This is a genomic window from Hymenobacter ruricola (genome assembly GCF_015694525.1).
GTDB classification, from domain to species: Bacteria; Bacteroidota; Bacteroidia; order Cytophagales; family Hymenobacteraceae; genus Hymenobacter; species Hymenobacter ruricola.
This window is the reverse complement of sequence record NZ_JADQDM010000004.1, coordinates 249687-265941: the sequence shown is the minus strand read 5'-3', so window position 1 is coordinate 265941 and position 16255 is coordinate 249687. Positions and strand designations below refer to the sequence as shown.

At 55.4% G+C, this 16255-nt stretch carries 17 protein-coding genes; 5 read left to right on the top strand and 12 right to left on the bottom strand.

The window, feature by feature from the left end:
• Nucleotides 1-29: 29 nt before the first annotated feature.
• From I2H31_RS11085 to I2H31_RS11070, 4 genes are all read right to left on the bottom strand, one after another.
• The gene (locus I2H31_RS11085; RefSeq protein WP_196293097.1) at nt 30-581 is read right to left on the bottom strand and encodes a glycosyl-4,4'-diaponeurosporenoate acyltransferase CrtO family protein; all 552 of its coding nucleotides are present in this window, start codon (nt 579-581) and stop codon (nt 30-32) included.
• Between the two features lie 125 nt (nt 582-706).
• Nucleotides 707-1018 (bottom strand): hypothetical protein, encoded by a 312-nt coding sequence (locus I2H31_RS11080; protein WP_196293096.1) that lies wholly within the window; start codon nt 1016-1018, stop codon nt 707-709.
• Nucleotides 1019-1173: 155 nt separating this feature from the next.
• Nucleotides 1174-1506 (bottom strand): hypothetical protein, encoded by a 333-nt coding sequence (locus I2H31_RS11075; RefSeq protein ID WP_196293095.1) that lies wholly within the window; start codon nt 1504-1506, stop codon nt 1174-1176.
• A gap of 130 nt (nt 1507-1636) precedes the next feature.
• Nucleotides 1637-2107: a radical SAM protein gene (locus I2H31_RS11070; RefSeq protein ID WP_196293094.1), complete on the bottom strand. Its 471-nt coding sequence runs from the start codon at nt 2105-2107 to the stop codon at nt 1637-1639.
• Nucleotides 2108-2529: 422 nt separating this feature from the next.
• Between I2H31_RS11070 and I2H31_RS11065 the strand changes: the two genes are divergently transcribed.
• Together I2H31_RS11065 and I2H31_RS11060 are read left to right on the top strand one after the other, a co-directional pair.
• On the top strand, nt 2530-2754 hold the full coding sequence (locus tag I2H31_RS11065) for a DUF433 domain-containing protein (RefSeq protein ID WP_196293093.1): 225 nt from the start codon (nt 2530-2532) through the stop codon (nt 2752-2754).
• Nucleotides 2751-3095, top strand: a complete 345-nt coding sequence (locus I2H31_RS11060; RefSeq protein WP_196293092.1) for a DUF5615 family PIN-like protein — start codon at nt 2751-2753, stop codon at nt 3093-3095. The genes I2H31_RS11065 and I2H31_RS11060 overlap by 4 nt, the downstream gene beginning before the upstream one ends.
• Nucleotides 3096-3235: 140 nt before the next feature.
• Here I2H31_RS11060 and I2H31_RS11055 read toward each other — a convergent pair whose 3' ends face one another.
• The 4 genes from I2H31_RS11055 to I2H31_RS11040 all read right to left on the bottom strand — a co-directional run bounded on the left by I2H31_RS11055 (nt 3236) and on the right by I2H31_RS11040 (nt 10518).
• The gene (locus I2H31_RS11055; RefSeq protein WP_196293091.1) at nt 3236-4381 is read right to left on the bottom strand and encodes a PIN-like domain-containing protein; all 1146 of its coding nucleotides are present in this window, start codon (nt 4379-4381) and stop codon (nt 3236-3238) included.
• The gene (locus I2H31_RS11050; RefSeq protein WP_196293090.1) at nt 4378-6684 is read right to left on the bottom strand and encodes a DUF262 domain-containing protein; all 2307 of its coding nucleotides are present in this window, start codon (nt 6682-6684) and stop codon (nt 4378-4380) included. The genes I2H31_RS11055 and I2H31_RS11050 overlap by 4 nt, the downstream gene beginning before the upstream one ends.
• 75 nt (nt 6685-6759) lie before the next feature.
• A complete protein-coding gene (locus I2H31_RS11045; RefSeq protein WP_196293089.1) occupies nt 6760-9141 on the bottom strand; it encodes a ribonucleoside-diphosphate reductase subunit alpha in 2382 nt (793 codons plus the stop codon).
• 270 nt (nt 9142-9411) lie between these two features.
• Nucleotides 9412-10518 carry a hypothetical protein gene (locus I2H31_RS11040; RefSeq protein ID WP_196293088.1) on the bottom strand — a complete coding sequence of 369 codons (1107 nt, stop codon included), beginning with the start codon at nt 10516-10518 and terminating at the stop codon, nt 9412-9414.
• 155 nt (nt 10519-10673) lie between these two features.
• Between I2H31_RS11040 and I2H31_RS11035 the strand changes: the two genes are divergently transcribed.
• The gene (locus I2H31_RS11035; RefSeq protein ID WP_230687679.1) at nt 10674-11360 is read left to right on the top strand and encodes a membrane-associated protein; all 687 of its coding nucleotides are present in this window, start codon (nt 10674-10676) and stop codon (nt 11358-11360) included.
• A gap of 82 nt (nt 11361-11442) precedes the next feature.
• On the opposite strand, the gene I2H31_RS11030 is transcribed toward I2H31_RS11035, so the two are convergent.
• The 3 genes from I2H31_RS11030 to I2H31_RS11020 all read right to left on the bottom strand — a co-directional run bounded on the left by I2H31_RS11030 (nt 11443) and on the right by I2H31_RS11020 (nt 14321).
• The gene (locus I2H31_RS11030; protein WP_196293087.1) at nt 11443-12069 is read right to left on the bottom strand and encodes a YceI family protein; all 627 of its coding nucleotides are present in this window, start codon (nt 12067-12069) and stop codon (nt 11443-11445) included.
• 157 nt (nt 12070-12226) lie between these two features.
• Entirely contained in the window at nt 12227-13156 is a 930-nt protein-coding gene (locus I2H31_RS11025) for a DUF6624 domain-containing protein (protein ID WP_196293086.1), read from the bottom strand.
• Nucleotides 13157-13361: 205 nt separating this feature from the next.
• Nucleotides 13362-14321 (bottom strand): ribonucleoside-diphosphate reductase small subunit, encoded by a 960-nt coding sequence (locus I2H31_RS11020; protein ID WP_196293085.1) that lies wholly within the window; start codon nt 14319-14321, stop codon nt 13362-13364.
• A 519-nt stretch (nt 14322-14840) separates the two neighbouring features.
• Between I2H31_RS11020 and rplU the strand changes: the two genes are divergently transcribed.
• Together rplU and rpmA are read left to right on the top strand one after the other, a co-directional pair.
• A complete protein-coding gene (gene rplU, locus I2H31_RS11015; RefSeq protein ID WP_190926885.1) occupies nt 14841-15146 on the top strand; it encodes a 50S ribosomal protein L21 in 306 nt (101 codons plus the stop codon).
• 81 nt (nt 15147-15227) lie between these two features.
• Nucleotides 15228-15503 (top strand): 50S ribosomal protein L27, encoded by a 276-nt coding sequence (gene rpmA / locus I2H31_RS11010; protein ID WP_196293084.1) that lies wholly within the window; start codon nt 15228-15230, stop codon nt 15501-15503.
• A gap of 79 nt (nt 15504-15582) precedes the next feature.
• Here rpmA and I2H31_RS11005 read toward each other — a convergent pair whose 3' ends face one another.
• Nucleotides 15583-16239, bottom strand: coding sequence for a hypothetical protein (locus I2H31_RS11005; RefSeq protein WP_196293083.1), 657 nt, complete (start codon nt 16237-16239; stop codon nt 15583-15585).
• Nucleotides 16240-16255 lie beyond the last annotated feature (16 nt).

Sequence of the window (16255 nt, the reverse complement as noted above, 5' to 3'; positions counted from 1 at the left end):
CCTCCAAACCACTCCCGCGGCGCCCGCGGCTAGGGCTCCCGCGGCGTCACCCGCAGCCGGAGGTATTGCTGCAGCCACATCGGGTACACGTTGTACCCCAGGTTCAGCAGCAGGAGCAGCCCGCACCAGCCCGCCTGCCCCCGCGCGGCGGCGTAGCCACTGACCAGCCCAAAAAACAGGAACCCCAGCAAGTGAAACCGCTCCTGGTGGTAGCTGGTGCGCACCAGGGCCGCCAGCGCAGCCCTGGTGCGCACGTGGCGGTAGGCCGGGTAGCGGCGCCGGAGGAGGCGGTTCACCAAGTCGCCGTTTTGGGTGAGGCGGTTGAGCAGGGCCACGCCCAGCCGGCGGTACCGGGCTGGCCGGCGGCTCAGCTGCCAGCGGCCAAACCACGCCGTGGGCACCGCGTAGGCCAGCAGGCCAACCGCCAGGAAACCGTAGAGCCACGGCCGCGCCATGTACCGGTAGCAGTACACGCTAAGGGGCAGCAGCGCCAGCAACGACCACAGCACGTTCGGGACGGCGTTGGCCAGGGCCAGCAGCGCGGGGGATGGCAACGCCGTTTTCTGCTCAGACCGTGGCATGGGCGCGGGGGCGGCCGGCTACCTGGGGCAGGCCGACTGCCAAGATACCAGAACTTTCCACTTTACCCAGCCGCTTCCAGGGTGAAGCTGAAGCAACTGGAACAATACCGCAGCCTGGAGCTGCCTCAAGGCTTTACGAACACGTAGCTCACTACTTCAACCGAAGTATTTCCTGCGCCACTAGCAGCAGTAGCCTGAAGTGCATACCCCTCCTCATAGAGCTTGGCAAAAAGTGCCTGCAACTGTTCGGCATTGGCCACATTGTTCTTTGAAGCAGGTGATAGGGTCGGTATAGTTTCCGTTTTGCCGGCGCCGCGTGTGACGGTGATTGTGCGCTCGAAGTAATGAAACTGCACCAGCACCACGCTCGGTGGGGTGGCAAAAGCCGGCAAAGAAAGCATCACCGCAAAAACGGCACTTAGCAGAAATCCACGCATTGGAAAGGGGCTAAAGGGGGCAAAACCCAAAGGTATACGATACCCCAAAACCACTCCAGCCACCTCTGGGAGCGGCAGCGGCCGAACGATACTGCGCTGCCCGCGGCCGCCGGGTAGCGCAACTGCTACTCGCACCCCCTCCGGCGAATGTCTTCCTAATTGACCGGGCGCGGGTGAAAGCCAGGCCGTTGCAAATACGCTCGCCACGCGGCGTCTAGGTCGTCGGGAGCAAGCCCCGTCGCGGCGGCGGCCTGCGCCAGCCCGCCGCGCCACAGCGTGCGCACGGCTTGGATGCCGTAGGTGTCGTGCACGAACTGCACCACGCTCCCGCTTTGCAGGTAAGCGACCACGTCGTTCACGGCGTAAAAGTTGGCGGCCAATTGCCGCAGCGGCACGGCTTTTTTCTCGCGCAGCAAGCTGGCGGCCGCCTCGTGCAGGGTATACCGCTCGCAATGGCCCGCGCCGAACGTGCTGAGCGGTAGCCGCATCAAGGAGTAACAAAGTCCCCAAAACCACCCCGCCGCACCCGGCGCGGCAGCAGCCGGCGGGCCCCCCGAAGCAACACCGCTGTCTGAACCCAGGCGAAGCATTCGGGCCGAGCAACGCATCCGCGAGCCGCTACGGTTTCACTCGTACATAACGTTCGATATTGACTCGGTTCACGCCGGCGCTTTCCACCTTCTCCACCCCGCTCTGCGTGAGCGTGTCGTTGTGCAGCGTAACGGTGAAGGCAAAATCATTATCCTCCCATTTTCGGGCGCTGCAATACTCCAGATGCTCGCTGTACAGGCTGTCTTTGAGCAAGTACCTTCCACCCCCGGCCACGAATACGGCAGCCGAATCCTTGCCTTTTTTCACATCGTGCTGCAAAAAGGCAAAGTGGCTGTCATTAATGACCTTGATAAAGGATTCCTTGGGGTTGCTGGCGGTGGTCACCGTGTCTCCTTTTTCAATAACCGTTCTGCTCACGAGTTGCCAGGTACCCGCAATCGGTATTTTACTGGCTTTGGCGACTTTCTCCGTTTCGGATGCGCATGACAGCACGCCACCAAGTGCCAATGCGAGGACGGTTACCGTTCGTATTCTCATTTCCTTCTGTACAAGCCCGGAAAGGTTGCGCTGCAGTATTGCCCGGCTCCGAGCTTTTCTACAACCAGAGCAACTAGCTGCGGCTAAGGTAGCAACCTATCCTAGGTAGTTGTGCGATGAGCGTAAGTGGCACCCCGCCTGTCCCTCCCGAATTCAGATGTTAGGCATACCGGCGAGGGGCGAAGAGTTTCCAGGCTCCCCTAACCCCGCCCCCGCCGCCCCCGGCGCCCCCGCGGCTGAGCGATGCTTAGAGCTTCTCGCAATACCGCGCGAGCTTCCCCCACCCCCACCCCACCCGCCCCCGGCGCCCCAGCGGCTGAACGATGCTTCGCGTTTCTCGCCATGCCGCGCGTGCGTCCTCAAAACCAAACCAGCCGCTCCCGGGGCCGCAGCGGCAACGGAAACCCTAGTATCTTCACCACATGGAATCCTTGCAACAGCGCATCACCACCAACCCGCGCCAATGCGGCGGCCGGCCCTGCATTCGGGGTATGCGCATCCGCGTGGCCGACGTGCTCCAACTCTTCGCCGCCGGCCTCAACGCCGAGCAGATACTGGCCGAGATGCCCGACCTCGAAGCCGCCGACCTGCAAGCCGCCCTGCAATACGCCGCCAATCAGATTGACCATCCGCGCCTGGCCGCATGACCATCTGGATTGACGCGCACCTCTCGCCCCTCATTGCGGCGTGGATAAAGTGGAAATTCCCCGTAGATGCTGTGCCCCTCCGCACGCTGGGCCTGCGTGATGCCGAAGACGAAGAAATATTCCAGGCGGCCAAAGCCGCCGGGGCCGTCGTGCTCACCAAAGACGCCGACTTCCGGCAATTACTCGACCGTTTCGGCCCGCCGCCGCAGGTCATCTGGCTCACGTGTGGCAATACGTCCAACGAGCGGCTGCAAGAAGTGCTGCTGGTCACCCTGCCCGCCGCAATAGAATTACTGGAAGCTGGGGAGCCCTTTGTGGAAATCGGCAACGTCCTGCCTTAGCGCCCCCCAACCACCCCCGGCGCGCCAGCGGCTGGGCGATGCTTAGTGTTTCTCGCAATGCCGCGCAAGCTACCCCAAAAACAACCCAGCCGCTCCCGGGGCGAAAGCGGCTGGTGAAGCTTAAGTTATTATTAGCCCGCTCAACTGTCAAGTGCTGGCCCATTTGCTGGTGATGTAGCAATGATTAAAACTTCAAAATCGTACTCTTTAGCAAGCACATGGATATGATTAATAAAGCGTCTAACCAAGTCTTCGAACGGAACCTTGATAGTGATTCTCACAGTGTCCTCACTAGCGGATTCTATATTTAAAAAATAGCCCTGATTTTGAAGCCTTTCATACACTAAGCTCAAATTGTTTTGTGCATTGTCTTTGACCCTCAATACACACATAATCGAATGCACTTTATCTTGTCTATCATTGCTTTGCATTTGCACATTCTTTCCAACATACTTCACTTCATCAAGAATAGGCTGGTTTACAACTCTTTTTCTAAATTCATAAGAGTATTTCAGAAAATTAAATGTTGAGTATATATAGAAGCTCTGTTCTGTGCTCTTCTTGAACTCCCTAATAAGCTCCGGTAGAGGCCCTATCGTCTTTCCAGAATTCTTTAAAATCCAATCCTCTTTTTCATCATCACTAATAAATAATACAGGCTTATTTTCGGCTCTGGCTTTATCAATTATTTGTTTCCATATAATAAAGTCGCCATATCTATTAGGCTCTGGCTTGCTAGAGTCCTTATACCCAGGAGGAATATTTAATTTAAATCTCTCTGACGCTTCTTTATACAATATGACTAGGGCTTCAGGTGTGTAAGGCGAGCCAACGTGACCTTCGAATAAGCTAGCAACCATTTTTGCTGTTTCATCCTTAGTCATGAGCTTTGACAAAGCAGTCTCTTGCTCCGAGAATTCACCATTAATCTTTTCAACTATACTTTCAAACAGTTCCAAAGAATCTTCCGAGATAAATGGATGCCCCTTCCGATTCATCAGAAGCGTCTTCACTTTATTCAAATCCTTGTTTACCTCAGCATAATTTTTAAGCTGCTCATTTATTACTGTGAGACGTTCTTCAAAAAACTCATGCCCAACTTGGTTAGGAATCCATACTCTATTCCCATAAAACTGAATTGTCTCACGTAGCTCAGCAGAACTCGCTTGAGAGTACCTGTAAAAATTGAGTAAAACATTTGTATCAAATACAAATACACAATTCTCCCAAAGGTGTTCAAAATCTGCCGATTCGAGAGCTATATACTCGCTGAATAAATTTTTCATTGGTATTTCAATTCGAACTGCCGAATATCACTCAAAAATGAAGCAACGTCTTTCTCAGTTCGTGCCTCTCTCATTATGCGATTAATGTCTTTCCGAATTTCGCTCTTGTTCACTACCACAGAATCATAGGGAATATTCAGGAGCACGAGCCAGAGTATATAAAAATTCTGAAAGCTTCTGAGCTTAGAAATCGCAAATACGCTGTCTAACTCAAACCGTAGCTCTTCTTCGTTTTCGTCCTCTTCCGAATCCGAAACCAACGCTTTAACTTTTTTTATAAAATTCCGCTCAAGATTTTCGCAGCTCTCCAAGAACTTAGATTTCTCTTCGGGGTTGTCAAGTACTTGCGTTATTTCGCTACGCGCCTTTAAGCGAATATTTATCTTGTTTGCTTTGTATATGTAAAATATTTCAGGAGCTTCCCGACGTCCCTCTTGCTGCTTTGTGCTGTATTCAAGAAAAGCCAAATAGGTTAGAAGGCCCTCATTGTCCATGCGCCTATTATCCCTCCTTACAAAGAACCATCCTTTGTGAGAAGTATACATTTCCTTTATCTTATCGATTATATCTCTATCGACGTAAGAATTCCACATCTCAAAAGTGTTTTCGAGTATTGGAAATGGTTTATAATTGAGACGTATGAATAAATCAATAGGGTCGAAATCAGGATTATTTTTCTCGCTTATTTCAATTATCCACAGGTCGAAGTCAAGAATACGGTCTTGATAGCTGGAAGGGAGGTCAGCGAATTTCTTGCCCTCAAGTGTTTCCTTGAGAATATTCAACCGCCTTAAAGAATAATTATTCTTTAAGGATTTTACTGTCCGCTTAGATTCATCAAGGAAGCCTCGGCCTAAGTAGCCAAGGATAGACAGCAGCCGTTGCTGTCCATCTAAAACTTCTGCAACACCATCGTTTCTCTTGTAAAGAAAAATAGGTGGCAGTTTAATTCCCAAAAGAATGCTTTCTATGATTGCGGAAGACTTGAACCTGTCGATTACTTCATTCCTTTGATAAGACGGACGAAGTAAGAACCGTTCCTTCGCCATACGCGTGCATATGTCATCAATGGCGTTAGATGATGCGTCTGGTTTATTCAGCCGTAATGATTCAAACTTAGATAGTGTCGAAGTATCGGTTGTAGGTTGGGCCTGCGACAACAACCTGTTTTGCTCTTTGAATGCACTGCCGCTCGACAAGTATACGTCAAAGTCAAGATTCGCAATGTCATGGAAAAGTTGAGCGGTTTTATCATACCGTTCAATAACCTGTGTATACAAGTTGCTGTCTTGAACTTTAAAGCTCTCTGCGTGAATGGAGAAAAAATCCACCACTCGATTTTTCACTTTTTCTTCAAGTAAGAACCCCCATGATATGGACTCTGCATCCATAATAGATACCGCCCAAAAGAGACATTCAAAAATTAATCTATTTGTTGCAATGCCTCGGGTAACAAATAGATTTTTTATTTCTTTTAAGTAATTGAGCTTTTTTGAAAAGTTTACATAGACATCCTCAGCATCACCAGCGTTGGTAGATAGATGCTCAAAAAAACGTTCTATGATTTCTTGCTTAGCACTCGTATTCGCATAATACTTTATGGGAATGCTTGGAAGCACTAGTTGTTGCCTGATTTTTTTCAGGGCTTTTTCAATGTCTAAAGGTTGCTCAAAGTGAAATACGTCAGCAATATCCTTTTGCGCATTCTTGCTGTTGGTAATTCTCTTTTTAAAGAAAGAGACTATGTCGTTGTTTTGGTATTTTGCTTTGTCAATTTCTACTGATTTTAGTGGTGTAATACCGGAGTTATATCGTTTAAAAATTTCCTTTTTAACGATTTCTTCCTTTTCTGGACTCGACAAAGACTGGTCCCTGAAGCTAAACTCAATAATTCTGAGTTTTGTATCCCAAAATGTATCTCTTAAATCCCCTAAGTCGTCAAAGTCTTTATTTTTCAAGTCTCGTAACTTAAGCAAGCCCTTCTTCTTAAGCTTAAAACTTTTATCAATGAAGCGCTTGATAGTCTCGTAACGCTGCCTACCGTCAATCACCTCGATTTTTTCTTCTGAACTAAAGAAAATTATCGGAGGAATTTCCGTTCCCAACAATATGCTTTCTATAAAATAAGTGGCTTTATCATCGTCCCATACATAATTCCTTTGATAAGAGGGTTTGTAATCTGTTTTTCTAGTCCGACGCTCATTGGCAAATAGAGTCTCTATAGCCATTACCTTGGCTTCAATTTTCAAGTCCGTTTTAAAGACCTCTTGGATGTCCACCGTTTGCGTGAGTTTCGTATTCATAAAACAATTTTTATTACAAAGCCTAGACTATTATAGCCTAGGCTTTGTAAATTAATCATAAATAAGTTTTTTTCCTTACGACCCACACGCCTCGCAGGCGTCCGGGTTATCCAGGGAGCAGGCCATGTCGGACTGGTTTTGCTCCACCAGGGCCAGGGGCTCCAGGGTTTCGGCGGCTTGCTTTTCCACCGTGAACTTGATGGCGTCGGCGGCGGCTTTGGTGCGCAGGTAGTACATGCCGGTTTTCAGGCCGCGCTTCCAGGCGTGGAAGTGCATGCTGGTGAGCTTGCCGAAGTTCACGTTTTGCACGTGCAGGTTCAGGCTCTGGCTCTGGCAGATGTAGGCGCCGCGGTCGGCGGCCTGGTCGATGATGCGGCGCTGCGAAATCTCCCACACCGTCTTGTACAGGTCCTTGATGTGCTGCGGAATGCGCTGGATGTTCTGCACCGAGCCGTTGGCCGCGATGATTTCCTGCTTCATCGCGTCGTTCCACAGGCCCAGGGCCACCAGGTCCTTCAGCAGGTGCTTGTTCACCACCATAAACTCGCCGCTGAGCACGCGCCGCACATAAATGTTGCTCGTGTAGGGCTCAAACGACTCGTTGTTGCCCAGAATCTGAGCGGTGCTGGCCGTGGGCATCGGCGCCACCAGCAGCGAGTTGCGGGCGCCGTGCTTCACCACCTCGGCGCGCAGGCTCTCCCAGTCCCAGCGGCCCGAGTCGGGCGTCACGCCCCACAGGTCGAACTGGAACTTGCCCTGGCTCAGGGGCGAGCCGGGGAAGGTTTCGTAGGGCCCGTCCTTGATGGCGAGGTCCTTCGAAGCCGTCATGGCCGCGAAGTAGATGGTTTCGAAAATGTCCTTGTTCAGGCCCGAGGCTTCGTCGCTCTCGAAGGGCATGCGCAGGGCAATGAACGTATCGGCCAGGCCCTGCACGCCCAGCCCGATGGGCCGGTGGCGGAAGTTCGACTTCTGCGTTTCGGGCACCGGGTAGTAGTTCACGTCAATCACCTTGTTCAGGTTCAGGGTGGCCTGGTAGGTCACCTCGTACAGCTTCTGGTGGTCGAAGGTGGTGTTGCCTGCTGCGTCGGTCACGAGGTAGCGGGGCAGCGCCAGCGAGGCCAGGTTGCACACGGCAATCTCGTCGGCGTCGGTGTACTCAATAATCTCGGTGCACAGGTTCGAGCTCTTAATCGTGCCCAGGTTTTGCTGGTTCGACTTGCCGTTGGCCGCGTCCTTGAACAGCATGTAGGGCGTGCCCGTCTCCGTCTGGCTTTCCAGAATGGCAAACCACAGCTCCTGCGCCTTGATGGTGCGGCGGCCGCGACCCTCCTTCTCGTACTTGGCGTAGAGGCGCTCGAACTCCGGGCCCCAGGTGGTGTCGAGGCCGGGGCACTCGTGGGGGCACATCAGCGTCCAGTCGCCGTTCTGCTCCACGCGCTTCATGAACAAGTCGGGCGTCCAGAGGGCGTAAAACAGGTCGCGGGCGCGCATTTCCTCCTTGCCGTGGTTCTTCTTCAGGTCCAGGAATTCGAAAATGTCGGCGTGCCAGGGCTCCAGGTAAATGGCGAACGCGCCCTTGCGCTTGCCGCCGCCCTGGTCCACGTAGCGGGCCGTGTCGTTGAACACCTTCAGCATGGGCACCAGCCCGTTCGAGTTGCCATTGGTCCCCTTGATGTAGGAGCCCGTGGCCCGCACATTGCTCACCGACAGCCCGATGCCACCGGCCGACTGCGAAATCAGCGCGCAGTTCTTCAGCGTGTCGTAAATGCCATCAATGGAGTCGTCCTTCATCGTCAGCAGGAAGCAGCTGCTCATCTGCGGCTTCGGCGTACCCGCGTTGAACAGCGTGGGCGTGGCGTGCGTAAACCACCGCTCGCTCAGCAGGTTGTAGGTCTTGATAACCGAATCAATGTCCTCCTTGTGGATGCCCACCGCCACGCGCATCAGCATGTGCTGGGGCCGCTCCACCACCTTGCCCTCCAGGCGCAGCAGGTAGCTCCGCTCCAGCGTCTTGAAGCCGAAGAAGTCGTAGTTGTAGTCCCGGTCGTAAATAATGGCCGAGTCCAGCGTAGCGGCATTCTTATGAATCACCTCCCACACGTCGGTGGCCAGCAGCGAGGCATTGTCGCCGTTCTTGGGGTCCTCGTAAGTATACAGCCGCTTCATCGTGGACGAGAAGGACTTGGAAGTCACCTTGTGCAGGTTGCTCACCGCAATGCGGGCCGCCAGAATGGCGTAGTCTGGGTGGCGGGTGGTGAGCGAGGCGGCCGTCTCGGCAGCCAGGTTGTCCAGCTCAATGGTGCTCACGCCATCGTAGATGCCGTCAATCACCTTCTTGGCCACCTCAATCGGCGAGATGAAATCCTGATTCAAGCCGTAGCAAAGCTTCTCGATACGGGCCGTGACTTTGTCAAACTTCACGGATTCGCGGCGGCCGTCGCGTTTAATTACTAGCATACCAGTGGTGTTTGGTTGGGGATTTTTGCTTATATACTGAAGGAGCCGGCGCGGCACCGTGCCGGCGGCAAGTCGTTGAGGCAGTTGTGAAAGCGTAGTACCGACGGTTGGGGTAGCGGTAGTCGGTCAGATATTCAATCCCGGAAATTACCTCTTCTGTTTTCCAAGGACAAGGAAAAGTTCCGGAAGTTTTCCACATAGGACCTGAACGGGGACGCTGGGGCCGTTTTTTGGAAAACGGCTCACTTTCTCTTCGCCCTATTCATATATTCACTCACCTTGCAGCGGCATTCGGCGGCCCCCGTTAGGTATCCATTTCCGGTACGATTCGCCATCGTAGGTCTGGTTGCAAGTGCAGTCAGCCTTCACGGGCAGGTTGGGGAAAAGCTGGTGGTAGAAGACGGCTTGGCTGTCTATTGAGGTAACCAGCACCTTCCATCGCACATCCCGGTAACCTACCAATAACGGATTGGCCTCTCTTACGCCTGGTTTATCATAGTTCATACCGCCGCGGCTCCAGAGGCTGACATTTACCAACGGGTCATGCAAGGGCGGGCGCCAGCCATCGTACTCGCCCATGTAGTTGTGGTATTTGAACAGCGTGCCGGCCAACCGTTCGGCCATGTATGTTCGCGGCACTACCTTGACCAGTGTAGCGGGCAAGCGTCGCTGCTCCTGAGGCAGCTGTGCCACCGCCGCCTCTACCGCTCGGTACTGTTGTTCGGCCCAGGCTTGCGCCAGCAGCAAAGGCACGATTCCCAAAACAAAAACCACGCGTGCACCCGGCAGTTCACTCCGCCACGCTCGTCGCAGCGCCTGTCCCGCAAATACCACCGGTACCCAAGCCAGTACCGGCAGCAGAAAAAAGAAAAACAGCACTCCAAATAGCAGAGAACCCGGCCCCATGAATGCGTAGCAGTAGACACAAATGGGCACCAAGGCACCCTGCAGAAACAGCGCCACGTAGCGCACCGCTTTGGGCTGGCCATTAAGCCACGGCCAGGCCAGGAAGGCTCCCACACTTCCCAAGAGGACCCACGCCGCCCACTCCACCGGCTGGCAAAATGCCTGCGTCACATATTGGTTGGCGCCATAAGCCGCCGCAGCCAGCCCAATATTCAGATAAGGCATCCGCGGCCGCAGCCACTCCAAGAAGCGTCGAAGTTTCGTCATGCCTGCTGCAACGGCGGGCGTCAGCTCTTTCGTGCTTGGCGCAGAAAAAAGCCCGCTACTGCTGGCATAGCTAAGAGGAGGTTCTAACTGAAAAGTCTTGCCGCTGTCCCCCGCTAACCGGACAAACACGCCGCGAATTCGGCACCAAACGTAGGCAAACCGCGCAACTACAAAGTCAGTTAACTTTTTATTATCAAGCTCCAATTCAAATACTTACAGCAAAATCACGCAGTTTTTAAAGTCCCAAAAATCAGAAAATGAGTTCGGTATTCCGTGTGTGGCCCGCGTATTTCGCCTCGGCTTCCCAGCAAACTCAGTACCCGCTGCTGGCGCACTCCTTCACTTCACCGACCCTACTCATGCCCACCGCCTCCGCTTCCCGCCTGCCGCTTTGGCTCAAACTCGTGGTTACCGCTTTCGTCGGCGTACTGGTGCCGGTGTACTACGTCAACTACGGCCCCACCAACTTCCTCTACTTCTGCGACGTGGCCCTGCTGCTCTGCCTCATCAGCCTCTGGACCGAGCACGCCCGGCCGGCCTCCATGGCCGCCGTGGGCATCCTGCTGCCGCAGGTGCTGTGGTGCGCCGATTTTCTGGGCGAGCTGTTCGGCGTGCACCTCGTCGGGCTCACGTCCTACATGTTCGACCCCAACCGCTCGTTGTTTCTGCGCGGGCTCTCCTTTTTCCACGGCTGGCTGCCCTTCCTGCTGCTGTTCCTGGTAAAGCGCCTGGGCTATGACCGCCGCGCCCTCTGGTCGTGGACGGCCCTGGGCTGGGGGCTGTGCCTGGTGGCCTTCTTCCTGCTGCCCCCCGCCGGCGCCGTCATGCCCGACCCCAAGATTCCCGTCAATATCAACTACGTCTTCGGCTTCGACGACGCCAAGGCCCAGACCTGGCTGCCCGCGCCGCTCTATCTGCTGGGCTGGATGGCCACGCTGCTGCTCGTGGTGTACGTGCCCACGCATCTGCTGTTGCGCAAGGTATTCGCGGCTGCCCCGGCGGCTCCGGCAGCCGTCGCTCCTGCCCTGGCCCCGGCCTACCGCTAGCCGGTCGTTTGCCGGTAGTTCATCACAAAAAAGCCCGCCTTGCGTCAGCAGTGGCGGGCTTTTGTTTTACGATAACGCGGCGCTACTTGGCAATGCTGGCCGTGGCGGCCGTCGCGGGCTGGCAGGTCATTATCACGCTCACGTCGATGCTCTTGGCGATGTTGTTGCGCACCAATGCCGGGATTTTAATCTTGTAATCAGCCGGAGCCACGGCAAACTTGGAGGTTACCACCAGGTCGTTGTCGCGCAGGTGCAGGGTGCCGGGCACCCGCACTTTGCGCTTCACCCCGTGAATGGTGAGCACGCCCTGCACGTACACCGGCTGCGGGCCGCTGCGTAGCGTCACCTCGTCGGGCATGTTTACCAGCGTGCCGGTGAAGCGCGCCCGCGGGTACTTCTCGCTCTCGGCGTAGTTTTCGTTGAAGTGCTCCTGCATCAGCGTGTTCTTGAACTGGAAGTCGCGCATCAGCATGGAGAAAGCCAGCTGCCCGGTGCCCAGCTCAAATACGGCCGCCACCTTCGAGTTCAGCGCCTCAATGTCTTCCAGCGGCGCCGTGGAGAAGAAGGTGATGAGGCCCGTGGCCGTGCTGTAGCGCGGCAGCTTAGAAGACGCTTGAACGGCGGTTGCGGCCGGCGCGGGAGCCGTTTGGGCCTGCGCCAGGGGCGCGGCCAGCATCAGGCCCAAAAAGTAGAGTAAGCCGTGTTTCATTGGATGAGTAATCTGGGACGAGAATAGAGGTTCCGTCGGGCCGTTGGCCCGCACGCTTGCTACTCGTAGCCGAGAAGCCAAGGGTTGCCTGCGGTTCCAACTTTCACGTTGCCCAATCCTACAAAATTATCATCTCAGGTCCCTACTCCGGCAAGGGTCACGGCTTTTTTGGCGTGTAGTCCAGCCCAAAGCGCTTGGCGTAGGCGGCCAGCGGCTCCAGCCCTACGGCGCTGCGGCGCTCGTCCACGTGCGCTTCGTCTTCAATGGGTGAAAACTCGGTCTTGCCCGTGTTGGGGTCGGTGTGCAGCTGGCTGCCGTAAATCTGGGGCTTGCCCAAGCCTATCAGCACCCGGTCTTCCAGCAGGGCCAGGTTGCCTTTCGACAGCTCGCCTTTGGCGACGGCTTCGCGCATCATGGGCAAGTACTTGCGCTGCACCGTAGGCTCCGAGTGTTGGATGACCAGAAACGCCGTGGTGCTGCCCATGCGACCCACCAGGCTTTTGCCCGGCCAGCCGTACTGGTCGATAATTTCGGTGACGCGCCTGGTGTTGCGCTCGTCGATGCCGCGCATCTCTTTCATCAGCGCGTCCCACTGCGCCGACTTCATCCCGAAGTTCTTTTGCACCGAGTCTATTTTACCTCGCACGCCTTGGTCGGAGGCGTAAATGACTTCCAGCTCCTTTTTCAGCGGTTGGTTCAGGCCGGCTTCGGCTTTGGCCACGGTGGCTTCCAGCTTTTGCAGCATCAGCGGCCAGCGCTTGTCGGCGCGCAGGTTCCTCAGGTCGGTGTCCTGCTTCACGTGGGCCACGTTGTCCCAGCCCGCTACGGTGGCTTGGTCGAGGTAGGCGAAGGCTTTTTTGGCGTCGCCGGCCAGGGCCCAGGTGCAGGCGGCGTTGTAGTAGTCGGTACTCGTCGGCTTGGCCGCTTTGTCTTTAAACGCCTGGTCGAAAAGCTTGCCCGACTCCGGGTAGTTCTTGGCGTTGTAGGCGCTCATGGCCTCGTTGTTGAGCCTGGCGAAAGTGGCCTGCGCGTGGGCCAAACCATTGCAAACCAGTACCAGAACCGCGAGAAGTAACAGCTTTTTCATAATCGAAGGAATTTTTAGCCAGACGAACGCCGAATAGATGACGTAGCGCATCAGGAAGTTGCACCCTGGTGGCGTACTCCTGGGTCTGTTCCGAAAACTAGATTCACTAAAAAGCCCTGACTCCGGCCGGAATCAGGGCTTTTTAATATGCGTTGAAATTACAACGCTCGCCTGCGCGGACTCGCAGAGTCCGCGCTTCAATTGCTTAGAAATCCTCGTCGAGCGAAAACACGTTGTCGTTGCGCTCGCTCATCACGCCGGCTTTCTGGTACTCGGCCACCCGCTTTTCGAAGAAGTTGGTTTTGCCCTGCACCGAAATCATTTCCATGAAGTCGAAGGGGTTGGTGGCGTTGTAAATCTTGCCGCAGCCCAGGGCCACCAACAGGCGGTCGGCCACAAACTCGATGTATTGCGACATGGCCTTGGCGTTCATGCCGATGAGGCTCACCGGCAGGGCGTCGGTCACGAACTCCTGCTCAATCGTCACCGCGTCGCGGATGATGCTTTGCACGCGGGCCGGGTCCAGCTTGTTTTGCAAGTAGCTGTAGAGCAGGCAGGCGAAGTCGCAGTGCAGCCCTTCATCGCGCGAAATCAGCTCGTTGGAGAACGTGAGGCCGGGCATCAGGCCGCGCTTCTTCAGCCAGAAAATCGAGCAGAACGAGCCCGAGAAGAAGATGCCCTCCACGGCCGCGAAGGCAATGAGGCGCTCAGCAAAGTTCTCGGAGTTAATCCATTTCAGGGCCCACTCACCTTTTTTCTGCACGGCGGGCACCGTTTCGAGGGCGTTGAAGAGGTAGTCCTTTTCCTTGGGGTCTTTGATGTAGGTGTCAATCAGCAGCGAATAGGTCTCGCTGTGAATGTTTTCCATCATAATCTGGAAGCCGTAGAAGCAACGGGCCTCGGGCATCTGCACTTCCTGCATAAAGTTCACGGCCAGGTTCTCGTTCACAATGCCATCAGAAGCGGCAAAGAAGGCCAGCACGTGCTTGATGAAATGCTTCTCGTTGTCGTTGAGGCTGTTCCAATCCTTTTGGTCCTGCGAGAGGTCGATTTCTTCGGCCGTCCAGAAGGAGGCCTGCGACTTCTTGTAGTACTGCCACACCTCATCGTTCTGGATGGGGAAGAGCACAAAGCGGTTGGGGTTTTCGGCGAGGAGCGGCTCCATAATTTCTGGGGGTCTTGATGGCGGGTTTCGTCGAGGAAGGCGGCAACTCAACCGTAGTTCTTCGGCAGATGTTTGGCCGAAACGCGGGAAATGCGGTCGACCTTCCTGGTTCAAATATAGGCCCGGCCGGGAGGCGAACGGGCACCGATTTGGGCTTTTTTCTTCGTTAATTTTTCGCTAAGAACCGACTTTTCAGAAAAAATTTAGCTCCGTGTTTTTCCACAAACGCAACGGCTGCGAGAAGAAAATCGCCCTCAAAATCAGCCGGTTCACGCCGACTTGTCCACATTTCCTCTGTGGATAAACCTACTTGTCCCCAAAATCGAGTACAATACGTACGTATCCGCGTGATTCCCTCACGCTGGGGCAACGCAGCCGTAACCGGGCTCAGGGCAGTATCAGCAGCGTTTTGGCGGCTTCTGCCCCGGCCAGCCAATGATGATTAAGAACTTAGGCTTGGAAATCCCAAACCAAAGCCGTACTTTTGCCTTCCCATTTCAGAAAAACCCGCGAAAGCTGATGTACGCAATTGTTAACATAGCTGGCCAGCAGACCAAGGTTGAGGCCAACAAATTCGTTTACGCTCACAAACTGGCCGGCAATGTTGGCGACACCGTGACGCTGGGCAACGCCCTGCTGACCGACGACAACGGCACCATCACCGTGGGCGCGCCCGAGCTGAACGTCGCCGTAACCGGCACCATCCTCGCTCACGTGAAGGGTGACAAAGTTCTCGTCTTCAAGAAGAAGCGCCGCAAGGGCTACCAGAAGATGAACGGCCACCGCCAGCAGTTCACCAAAGTAATGATTAACAGCATCGGCTAGTTTCCAGCCTTTAGCTGCTATCTAATTCTCTATTAAACCAGCCGCTTCCGGCCATTTGCCGGCAGCATTAGCTTCAATACCATGGCTCACAAGAAAGGCGTCGGCTCGTCAAACAACGGCCGCGAATCGCATTCCAAACGTCTCGGCATCAAGATTTTCGGGGGCCAGGCCCTCGTTGCCGGCAACATCATCGTGCGTCAGCGCGGCACCAAGCACCACGCCGGCGAGAACGTAGGCATGGGCAAGGACCACACCCTGTTCGCCCTCGTCGATGGCGAAGTTCAGTTCAAGAAGGGCCGCAAAGACCGTTCGTTCGTGACGGTGCTGCCCCGCGAAGTGATGTCGATGCCGGCTTAATTGCCAGCACCTTAGCATAGAAAAGGGCTGCTCCCATCGGGGCAGCCCTTTTCGCGTTGAGCAGAAGGTCCGGCCGGCGCTAGCGGCCGAAATAGATGCCGAGGTTGAACTGCGTGGCGATGGTGCCGGCGGAAGTGTTGTAGCCCGTGGTGGCAGACCGGTTGGGGCCGTAGCCCACCCCGGCGTTGAAATCAACCAAAAAGTTGCGCCCGAGGCGCCGCTGCATGCCCCACAAGGCGTTGAGACTGGGGCCGGTGCGGAGGGAGCTGCCGTAGCGCTCCAGCTCGGTGTGCAGTTCCAGGCCCAGGTAATTGCCGACGAAAAGGCCGTGGGCGCGGTTGTTTCGGGCGCGGCCGACCTGGTTGTAATAATACCGGCCGCCCACCCCAATGGCTCCGGAAGAAACCAGCGGCATCGTGTTCCCGTCGAGTGACCGCCGGCGCAATACGTCGATGTCGGTGTCGAGCTGACCGTAGAGGGTGAACCTGGGGCTGAGGGCGTATTCTGCCGCAAGGGAAACCGGCGTTCGCCCAGACCAGCCGGCGTAGCCGCTCCAGCGAACCGAGCGGCCGGCGTTCAGGCCCACCTTCAGGAGCAGCTTGTGGGCGTCGTCGGGGGCAAGCGGCGTGGCAACGTCCTCGGGCGTGGTGGGGGCGACCGGGGCGGTTTGCCCGTGGCTGGTGGCGGTGGCAGCCAGAATGAGCAGGCCGGGTAATACGGTACGGAAAAGGCGCATAAGCGGTGGCTGGTGA

Bases quoted from the DNA above. Each gene is read 5' to 3' on its own strand.
- I2H31_RS11085 (WP_196293097.1), bottom strand. From the start codon at position 581: ATGCCACGGTCTGAGCAGAAAACGGCGTTGCCATCCCCCGCGCTGCTG.
- I2H31_RS11080 (WP_196293096.1), bottom strand. From the start codon at position 1,018: ATGCGTGGATTTCTGCTAAGTGCCGTTTTTGCGGTGATGCTTTCTTTG.
- I2H31_RS11075 (WP_196293095.1), bottom strand. From the start codon at position 1,506: ATGCGGCTACCGCTCAGCACGTTCGGCGCGGGCCATTGCGAGCGGTAT.
- I2H31_RS11070 (WP_196293094.1), bottom strand. From the start codon at position 2,107: ATGAGAATACGAACGGTAACCGTCCTCGCATTGGCACTTGGTGGCGTG.
- I2H31_RS11065 (WP_196293093.1), top strand. From the start codon at position 2,530: ATGGAATCCTTGCAACAGCGCATCACCACCAACCCGCGCCAATGCGGC.
- I2H31_RS11060 (WP_196293092.1), top strand. From the start codon at position 2,751: ATGACCATCTGGATTGACGCGCACCTCTCGCCCCTCATTGCGGCGTGG.
- I2H31_RS11055 (WP_196293091.1), bottom strand. From the start codon at position 4,381: ATGAAAAATTTATTCAGCGAGTATATAGCTCTCGAATCGGCAGATTTT.
- I2H31_RS11050 (WP_196293090.1), bottom strand. From the start codon at position 6,684: ATGAATACGAAACTCACGCAAACGGTGGACATCCAAGAGGTCTTTAAA.
- I2H31_RS11045 (WP_196293089.1), bottom strand. From the start codon at position 9,141: ATGCTAGTAATTAAACGCGACGGCCGCCGCGAATCCGTGAAGTTTGAC.
- I2H31_RS11035 (WP_230687679.1), top strand. From the start codon at position 10,674: ATGCCCACCGCCTCCGCTTCCCGCCTGCCGCTTTGGCTCAAACTCGTG.
- I2H31_RS11030 (WP_196293087.1), bottom strand. From the start codon at position 12,069: ATGAAACACGGCTTACTCTACTTTTTGGGCCTGATGCTGGCCGCGCCC.
- I2H31_RS11025 (WP_196293086.1), bottom strand. From the start codon at position 13,156: ATGAAAAAGCTGTTACTTCTCGCGGTTCTGGTACTGGTTTGCAATGGT.
- I2H31_RS11020 (WP_196293085.1), bottom strand. From the start codon at position 14,321: ATGGAGCCGCTCCTCGCCGAAAACCCCAACCGCTTTGTGCTCTTCCCC.
- rplU (WP_190926885.1), top strand. From the start codon at position 14,841: ATGTACGCAATTGTTAACATAGCTGGCCAGCAGACCAAGGTTGAGGCC.
- rpmA (WP_196293084.1), top strand. From the start codon at position 15,228: ATGGCTCACAAGAAAGGCGTCGGCTCGTCAAACAACGGCCGCGAATCG.
- I2H31_RS11005 (WP_196293083.1), bottom strand. From the start codon at position 16,239: ATGCGCCTTTTCCGTACCGTATTACCCGGCCTGCTCATTCTGGCTGCC.